8 protein-coding genes are annotated in these 8,976 nt (G+C 67.0%); all 8 read right to left on the bottom strand.

What is annotated here, in order from left to right; translation table 11 throughout:
- On the bottom strand, window positions 1-416 hold a 416-nt coding region (locus AB1460_RS38470), incomplete at its 3' end, for an ATP-dependent helicase C-terminal domain-containing protein (protein WP_420497441.1).
- Between the two features lie 925 nt (window positions 417-1,341).
- Complete coding sequence (locus AB1460_RS34080) at window positions 1,342-2,523, bottom strand: 3-hydroxybenzoate 6-monooxygenase (protein WP_368966426.1); 1,182 nt, start codon at window positions 2,521-2,523, stop codon at window positions 1,342-1,344.
- A gap of 47 nt (window positions 2,524-2,570) precedes the next feature.
- Window positions 2,571-2,903, bottom strand: a complete 333-nt coding sequence (locus AB1460_RS34075; protein WP_368966425.1) for a hypothetical protein — start codon at window positions 2,901-2,903, stop codon at window positions 2,571-2,573.
- On the bottom strand, window positions 2,891-4,753 hold the full coding sequence (locus AB1460_RS34070; protein ID WP_368966429.1) for an anthranilate synthase family protein: 1,863 nt from the start codon (window positions 4,751-4,753) through the stop codon (window positions 2,891-2,893). The genes AB1460_RS34075 and AB1460_RS34070 overlap by 13 nt, the downstream gene beginning before the upstream one ends.
- 47 nt (window positions 4,754-4,800) lie before the next feature.
- Complete coding sequence (locus AB1460_RS34065) at window positions 4,801-5,448, bottom strand: isochorismatase family protein (protein WP_368966428.1); 648 nt, start codon at window positions 5,446-5,448, stop codon at window positions 4,801-4,803.
- A 22-nt stretch (window positions 5,449-5,470) separates the two neighbouring features.
- On the bottom strand, window positions 5,471-6,247 hold the full coding sequence (locus AB1460_RS34060) for a 2,3-dihydro-2,3-dihydroxybenzoate dehydrogenase (protein WP_368966423.1): 777 nt from the start codon (window positions 6,245-6,247) through the stop codon (window positions 5,471-5,473).
- A gap of 40 nt (window positions 6,248-6,287) precedes the next feature.
- On the bottom strand, window positions 6,288-8,138 hold the full coding sequence (asnB, locus tag AB1460_RS34055; RefSeq protein ID WP_368966422.1) for an asparagine synthase (glutamine-hydrolyzing): 1,851 nt from the start codon (window positions 8,136-8,138) through the stop codon (window positions 6,288-6,290).
- Between the two features lie 18 nt (window positions 8,139-8,156).
- Window positions 8,157-8,465: a response regulator transcription factor gene (locus tag AB1460_RS34050; protein ID WP_368966421.1), complete on the bottom strand. Its 309-nt coding sequence runs from the start codon at window positions 8,463-8,465 to the stop codon at window positions 8,157-8,159.
- Window positions 8,466-8,976: the final 511 nt, after the last annotated feature.

The following is an 8,976-nucleotide window of genomic DNA, read 5'->3' as shown; positions in this document are numbered from 1 at the left end:
CCGGCCGCGCCGCTGGTGCCGCTGTAGTCGAGGCGTACCCGGGAGCCGCTCGGCACCGCCACCCGCTCGGGCGCCAGCTCGTCCAGGCGGGTGGCCTGTGGCCAGGGCAGGAGCCGGCACAGCGCGCCGACCGGAGTGAGACGGGCGGCACGGACAGCCGGGTAGATGCCGGCGACCGCGCCGACCGGAAGCGCGACGACCAGACCGCCCAGCCAGGCCGCCAGGGGGACAACCACCGGCCAGTGCTGCGTCACGCGTAGCCGCTTCATCCGCCCCGCCGATCCGTTCCTTGAGCAGGTACCCGACACCGCCTCCGCCTCGAGCCCCTCCAGGCAGCGGGCGCCCGACAGGCCGAGGTCAACCACCGCGATGTCAGGGCGAAAGGCCGCTGTCGCCGTCGCACAGACCAGCCGCATCCGCCACCTGCGCTACCACGTCGCAACCGTGACGATCGAGTAGAACAGCAACAGCCTCACGAGGAAAGGCCTCGTCGTCGGCCAGGACCACCCGCAGTCGGGCGCAGGGACCGGCCATGGGCGTCCGAAGCTCCTGCCACGACAGCCCCGCCGGCCGTGGAGATCCTGTCACGACGCGCAAGCGAGGGGGCGGCTGGCCTGCCGTGATTCTCCGCGTTCGGCCGACCACGTACAGCTACCCGCTCCACCTGTCGGAGCGTGCCCCCTGATCCCTGTCACGGCAATCTCGCGGACAATTCCTGATCCAGCTGTTAAGCACCTGGTCAGTGGCTTTTCGAGAACTGCGTAAATACGATGGAGACGAGGCCAGACGACCCAGGTCTCCACCCCCCTGACACTCGCCATGCAATCATCACGAAACCCTCTGTAACTGTCAGGAAGATTGCCGAGGAGGCGGTCTGGCAGACGAGCTGCGACGGGGATCGGACAAGAACCTGCCTTCACCTCACAACCCGACAGATATCCGGGTCGATCAGCGGGATGGTTGTCGGTCAGGAGGATGGTTTATGCCACCACTCCCACACTCGACCGCTCTGCGAACCGCCGGCGGATCTGGGCCGTAGTTACCCAGGTATCCGCCTGCGGACATCTGTCGACTGCCATCCGTGGCAAGGCAGCGAAGAAGTGTCTGTCGCTATCCAGTGATTGCTGTCGTATACCTTCTGGCCCTCCGGGGGATGTGTGGCCCGTTGCGATCAGGCAGGGCGACAGCGACCGATCAATGGATCACTTTATGTAGTAGGGGTGTTGCCCGGTGGATATGGTTCAGGCTGAGACAGCAGGTGTCCTCGACCAAGGGCAGGCCGGCGTTCTGCGTGCGCGGCTGGTCGACGACCTGCTCGCAGGTGGGTGGAGCCGATGCCCTTCATCGGTGTGGCTGCGGAGAGAAGCCATGCAACCAGTCGACCCGGTCGTACAGGTCGGCGACGGACATGGAGGAGAGGACGGCGTTGCGGGCGCGAGCCTCATCTCCAGCCGGGTGGTACAGGCGGGCGCCCATCTCGCGTGCGACGAGCTGCGCCCTGGCTGTGCGGTCACGGCGCTCGGCGGCGTACTTCTCCAGGCGTGGGCCGATGTTCTCACCGTCGCAGTCGAGGAACACGCCCAGGATGACGGCGTCTTCCAAAGCCATGCAGGCGCCCTGAGCCGCGTACTGCAGCATGGGGTGGGCGGCGTCGCCAAGCAGGGCCACCCGGCCATCGGTCCAGGTGCTCACCGGATCACGGTCGCACAGAACCCAGGTTCTCCAGTCCTGCCCGAGCTCCAGCAGCCGGCGGCTCGTTCTGCCCAGACCGGGGAACTCCCCCAGGACCTGCGAGCGTTCGACCGGCTCACCGGACACGATCTGGGTGGCCCCGTCATCGCGGACGGCGGCCAGGTTAAGGTACCTCCCGCCTCCGATCGCGTAGTGGATGAAGTGCCACCTGGGACCGGCCCACAGCGTCACAGCGTTCCAGCGCAGATCCTCGGGCACCTTCGCCATGGGAATCACGGAGCGGTAGATGGTGTGACCGGACACCCGGGGCTCGCCGTCGCCGACAAGACGCGCTCGGATCACCGAGCGGATGCCATCCGCGCCTATCAGCGCGCCACCGGTGATGAGGGAACCATCCTGTGTTCTGACCGTGACCTGGGACATGCTCTGGGCGTACCCGGTCACCTCCGCACCGGATACCAGTTCGACCTGCTGCGCGGCCCGGCAGGCGCGTAGGAGGGCCTCGTACAGGTCACCGCGGTGAACCACCGTGTACGGATTCCCGAACCGGGCACGGTACGCCTCGGTGAGCGGCATGCGGGTGACACACTCGCCGGTCGTACCGTCCATGAAACGCAGCTCGTCGATGTAGACGGCACTGGCGCGGACCGCTGATCCCACGCCGAGAGAATCCAGTGCCCGGAACGCGTTGGGTGCCAGCTGAATGCCTGCGCCCAGCTCTTCGAAGGTCGGTTGACGTTCGAGGACGACAACCTGGTGGCCGTTGCGCGCGATGCTCAGCGCGGCGGCCAATCCACCGATGCCGCCGCCGGCGACGACGATCCTCGTCATGGTGCGCTCGAAGTCCCTTTCGTGTTTGCCGCGGTCAGGTTCCTGGCTCAACTTTCCAGAGCGAGCCCGCGTCCCGGGACGGATGCCAGCGGGAGCGGGCCTTCCACCGTCGCTTCGACGTCGAAGGCATCACCGAAGGTCGCGGGGAAGCCGATGAGTTCAGCTGCCCGCGGAGTGAGCGGCGCCGCGGCGGCCTCGGCGGTCTCCCATAGGAGGACCGCGCCCCAGCGCTGCCGCGCCACGTCCGAGATCCAGATCTTCAGCCGCAGGCCCGAAACACGGCTGAACCGATCCACCGCCTCATCCCGCAGGTAGGTCCGCAGGGATTCCACTGTCTGGCCGGAGCCGGCGAGATCCCACCACACGATCACCGCGTGCATGAACGCAGCACCTCGATGACCAGCGAAGCAGTGATGTCCACCCCGTTGCGGGACAGCAGCGACTCCGCATGGAACTGCAGGGACGCAAGACCGCTGCTGCGCATTGCGTGCACCTCGCCGGTCTCCGGATCACGGCAGATCTCGACGATTCCGCGGGACGGATGTTCGATCTTGTCCGTGGCGGACCGCGCGGCGAACGTGTTGTAGAAGCCGACCCGTTCCCGGCGCCCGAAGAAGTCGATCTCGCGCTGCACTCCCTGGTTGGGCACATCGCGGCGGACCAACGGCAGTCCGAACAGGGTTGCGAGAATCTGATGGCTCAGACACACCGCGAGGAACGGCTGTCCCACGGCCAGCAGACGGGCGATCGTGTCACGCAGATGGGCCATCTTCGGGTCGTCCGTCACGCAGGGATCACCGGGACCGGGGCCCATCACCACCAGGTCATGGGCCTCGATGTCGTACGGCTCATCAAACCGACACACGGTCACCCGCATGCCCAGTGATGAGAGCTGGTGCGCGATCATCGAGGTGAAGGTGTCCTGCGCGTCCACGACCAGCACGCTCCGCCCGGCCAGTTCGTCGAACTTTCGCTCACGGGCGCGTCCGGCATCCCGCAGCCAGAAGGGCGCGATGGTCTCGTTGCGTTGCGCGAGCGCGCTGAGAACCTGTGGGGACGTCGCAAACCCGGGCGATCCGGCATCGTCCAGCGCCGAGAGTAGCCCGGCCGCCTTCGCCCGGGTCTCGGCGACCTCGTGATCCGGATGGGAGTGACGCACCAGCGTGGCGCCGACGCTGATCCGCATCCGCCCGGAACGGTCGATGTCGGCAGTACGGATCATGATCGCCGAATCAAGCGAGCGGGATCCTGCCTCGTCGCGACCGATCAGAGCCGCGACGCCGCTGTAGTAGCCCCGGCCGCCCGACTCGTACCGGCTGATCACCTTGGCCGCGCTCTCCAGCGGGGAACCGGTGACGGTGGGCGCGAACATGGTCTCCCGCAGAATGTCGCGCACATCGCGCGTCGTGCGGCCTTCGATGAAGTACTCGGTGTGCGCCAGTCGTGCCATCTCCTTGAGGTGGGGGCCGGTCACCCGGCCACCCGCCTCGCAGATCCGGGACATCATCTTCAGTTCCTCGTCGACGACCATGTAGAGCTCATCGGTCTCTTTGGGGTCGTTGAGGAAGCTCAGTACTCCATCCAGCGTCGGGCCGCTCGCCGGATAGCGGTAGGTGCCGCTGATCGGGTTCATCACGGCGGTACCGTCGCGCAGGCTCACATGTCGCTCGGGCGTCGCGCCGACGAAGGTGCGGCCGCCGGTGTGGACGAGGAAGGTCCAGTAGGCGCCGACCTCACGCTCCAGCAGGCGCCGAAAGAACGCCAGGCCCGCGGCGGGAGTGAAATCGGTGATGTCCGCGGTGAACGACCGTTTGATGACGAAGTTGGCGCCCTTGCCGGTGCCGATCTCGTCGGCGACAACCCGGCGCACTACCGAGGCGTAGGCCTCGTCGTCCGTGTCGAAACGCCCCCCGGAGAAGGACACCGACATATCGGGCAACCGACGACGGATCTCGGCGAGCGGGAGTACACCCTGCTCGCGTACCCGGAGGATCAACAGTGACTCGCCGTCATCGATGGCGGCGAACCCGCGTTCGGCAATCTGCCGGTAGGGCACGAGGACGAGTACCTCATGCCGAGTACCCACCCCCCGGTAGGCCTCGTCCACCAGCGGTATGCCGACCAGTGAGTCGCACTCGGAGACCTCCCCGATCAGCAGATCCACCTCACCGGGACCGGTGCTGTCCGGCCGGTACAGCAGTGCGAACGCAGGCGGTCGCTCGGCAAGCATTCTGTCCAGCAGCCCGGTGTCCGCGACGGCGGCCGACGCCCGGCCGATCACCGGTCGGCCTCGATGCCCATGAGTAGTTCCTTGGTCGTCGCCACCCGGGCGCAGCGTTCGGCCGCGTAGCGCAGCGCCATCCGGTGGTAGTCGGCGGAGAAGTCCGCGACCGCGTCAGCGGCCAGGAAGGGCTGGACATCGTGGCTGAAGGCGTCCACCGCGGTCATCAGGACCCCGACATGGGCGTAGACGCCACAGACAATGAGCTGGTCACGACCGACAGCACGCATCCGTGTCAGGAGATCGGTGCGGAAGAACGCGCTGTAGCGCCACTTGATGAGCATCCAGTCCAGCGAGGCGGGCGCGAGCTCGTCCACCACCTGCCGGTCCGCTGGCGACGTCTGCATGCCCGATCCCCAGAAGTCACGCAGCAGACCACGCTGTTCGTCGCTCATGCCGCCGGGCTGGGCGCTGTAGGCCACGGGGATCCTGGCCGCGACGCACCGTTCGCGCAGCAGAGCCGCGTTGCGCACCAGCGGCCCCCCTGGTGACCCGGTACTCGCGAACGGTCGCAGGAAGTAGCGCTGCATGTCGTGCACCAGCAGCACGGCACGCCGGGGGTCGGGAATCCAGGAGACTGCGGCCGGTGGGAGGTCGCCTTCGGTCGGCATCGGGTAGGCGTCGATGGGCGGGATGCCTCGGATGCTGTTCTTCACCGGATTCTCCTCAGTGGACACCGAGCGTCGCCCCGCCGTCCACGGTCAGGCTGTGCAGGGTGATGTGGCTGGCCTCGTCGGACAGCAGGAAGGCGACGGCGTCGGCGACATCGCGGGGCCGGGCGACCTTGCCGAGAGGGATTCCGACGCGGAAGGCCGAGGGGGTGCCGGCGACCGATGCGCGCACGGCCACGTCACCGTCATGCATGCCATGCAGCATCGGAGTGTCGGTGGATCCCGGGGCGACGAGATTGCAGCGGATACCGAACTGGGCGACCTCCAGGCCGAGGCACCTGGTGAAAGCACTCACCGCCGCCTTGGATGCCGCATACGCGGCCATCTCGGCACGGGCGGTGCCCGCCGCGTTCGAGGCGACCGTGACCACCGCACCACCACAACGCCGCGGAACCATCCGGTTGACCACCGCGCGGGACATGTAGAAGACGCCGGTGGCGTTGACCCTGAAGGTTTCGGCCCAGTCCTCGTCGGTGAGCTTGCGGGCCTCTCCCAGCCGCAACACACCCGCGGCGTTGACCAGATAGTCCAGCGGGCCCACGGTCTCCTCGGCCTCCGGGACGGCCCGCTCGACATCAGCGCTTGACGTGACGTCGACAGACACACCGGTCACCCGTAGTCCCTCGGCCCGCAGCCTCCCCACGGACTCCGACAGCCGGGTGGTATCCACGTCCAGCGCCGCCACCCGAACGCCGCGTTCCGCCAGGGTGCGCACGACGGCTTCGCCGATGCCTCCGGCCGCGCCGGTGACCAGGGCGGTCCTGTCCTCCATTGGCTGCTCCTCCACTACGCCCGGCGGTCGGCCGTATCCGTCAGAAGGCGATCCGGACGCCGTATTCGGTCACCCAGGTGTTGAACTCGATCAGCCGTTCGAGCACGGCGCGCGCCCCCCACGGGCCTCCCATCGCGTACGAGCCGACGGGTCGGTCGAGGAGCCTGCGCACCTCCCGTTCGGAAACAATGCCCAGCACGGGCGCGCCGTGGCGGAGAACCGCCTCGACCTTCTGGCGCAGAGCCAGCTCGTAGTCACGGTCCTGGGTTGAGGGGTAGGGGTTCTTCTTACGGTCCAGAACGGATTCGGGCAGAATTCCGCGCATCGCCGCGCGCAGCAGGCTCTTCTCTCGCCCGTCAAAGGTCTTCATCGACCACGGCGCGTTGTAGACATATTCGACCAGCCGATGGTCGGTGAACGGCACCCGGACCTCAAGGCTGGCGGCCATGCTGATCCGGTCCTTGCGGTCGAGGAGGAAATTCTCCCAGCGCGTTATGTTGAGATAGCTGAGCTCCCGCATCCGGGCCTCGAGTCCGGTCTCTCCGGGCAGCCGGGGCACCTCCTCCAGCGCCTCGGTGTAGCGCAGCTTGACGTAGTTGGTGAGGTCCAGCCGGTCCCACAGCCCGAGTTCGCGCAGCGCGCCGACCCCACCGGCCTGCTCGAAGGGGTGATGCCAGGGGAAGCTGTCGAGCTCGACGGCCTCGCGGTCGTGGAACCAGGTGTAACCGCCGAAGAGCTCGTCGGCCGCCTCACCCGACAGCGCCACCGTCATGCTCTCTCTGAGCGCACGGCACAGCAGCAGCAGGGAGTACTCCATGTCTCCGGTGGACACGGGCAGGTCCTGGGCGCGCAGCACCGCGGCGCGGACCTCGGGCGCGAGGATGTCCTCGTTGTGCAGCTCGACGATGACGTGCTCGGCGCCGACCTTCGCGGCCACCTCGACGGCGAAGGGGGTGTCCGGATCCTCCCACTGCACATTCGACTCGAAGCGCTGCTCGTGCCCGGCGAAGTCCACGGAGTAGGCCCGGAGGGGCTCCGTGATGCCGTGCCTGGCGCGGGCCGCCGCGGCGAGAGCAGTGACGGCGCTGGAGTCCAGGCCTCCGGAGAGCAGCGTGCCGACGGTGACGTCGGCGACGAGCTGCCGTTCGACGATGTCCTCCAGCAGTGACCGCACCCGCGCCACCGTGGTTTCCAGGTCGTCGGTATGTGCGCGCGCCTCGAGCGTCCAGTAGGCCTGCGTGCTGCTGCCCGCACGGGAGAAACGGAGCACTGTGGCCGGCAGTACCTCGTGCATACCGCGGAACACCGCCTGCCCGGGTGTCTTGACGATACTGAAGATCTCTCGCAGGCCGTCAACATCCACGACGGCCTCGACCTCGTCGTGGGCCAGGATCACCTTCGGCTCGGAACCGAAGATCACTCCGTCGACGGTGGGATAGTAGTAAAGCGGTTTGACGCCCATGCGATCGCGGACCAGCAGCAGTTCCTCGATGCGCGGATCCCAGATCGCGAGCGCGTAGATGCCGTTGAGCCGTTCGGCGAAGGCAGCACCCCACTCAAGGTAGGAACGCAGCACCACCTCGGTATCACTGGACGTGTGGAACAGGTGGCCCCGGGAACGCAACTGGTCCCGCAGCTCCCGAAAGTTGTAGACCTCACCGGTGTAGGTGATGACCGGCTGCCCGCCGTCGTCGGCGGCTGCCATCGGCTGCCGTCCGCCCCCCGGGTCGATGACCGCGAGCCGCCGGTGGCCGAGCAGCGCGTGCTTCGACGTCCACAGGCCGCCCGCGTCGGGACCACGGCAGATCATCGTCTCGGTCATCGCCCAGGCCATGTCGGTCGCGCCGGTCAGATCCCGTCCGTAACTCACCCAGCCGGCAAGTCCGCACATAGGAATCGGGTCCTTTCGCTATCGCAGTCGGGTGGTCAGAGGAGGCGCCTTGTCGTGGAGCAGCACATGCCGGGTCAGCTGGACACGGCTGGAGACATCGAGCTTGGCGAACGCGTTTCGCACATGCGTGTTCACGGTGTGCGGCGAGATCGTCAGCTCCTCGGCCACCGCGCGGTTACTCATTCCAAGCGCGACCAGACGCGCGACCTGCAGTTCGGCTGGAGTCAGCGAACTCCAGCCCGACCGAGGCTGGTTCGGATGTGTTCGTCGAGCCGCCCTGGATTTCTGCATGGAGCCGCTTTCCTTCTTCAGGAGACACAAGGTCATGCCACTGTTCCGGACTCTTCACGGTAGGTCGTTCGCTATTTCGTACCTCTACCGAAATCCTAGCCCGATGGTCATCACGACGGCAAAACCGAAGAGGCGACCTAGTCAGAGGGGGCAGACAAGGTCAGGACCTTCCGACAACATCAGATGTCGGATGAATCACTAGCTCCAAGAAGGACGGTCGACTGTTCGGGACTCCGCCCGGAGACGTGGATCCCGTCGCTCCACATTTCTTGGAAAACGGCGGACAATGTCACCCGAAGTGGACCTCGTCAGGTTCGTCAGCGGCGAGGAAGGATCCCTGTCAGGGTCGGGCGGGCAGACGGAAAGAGGGGACCGCGGCCATCCGGGTCCCCTCTTTCCAGCCGTAAGGCGGCTGACCTGCCTAGTACTCCAGCCCGACTTTTGTGATCAGTTGAGTTGGAGTGCTGCGGCTTGGCGGCGATAGTGGCTGGCTTGTGCGCGTGCCTGGTGGCGGCGGCGCCACCGGGACCAGGCCAGCACGAAGCCG

The sequence above is a fragment of the Parafrankia sp. FMc2 genome (assembly GCF_041008525.1).
Classification (GTDB): domain Bacteria; phylum Actinomycetota; class Actinomycetes; order Frankiales; family Frankiaceae; genus Parafrankia.
Note: the sequence above shows the minus strand (reverse complement) of the source record. Positions and strands in the feature narration are given on the sequence as shown.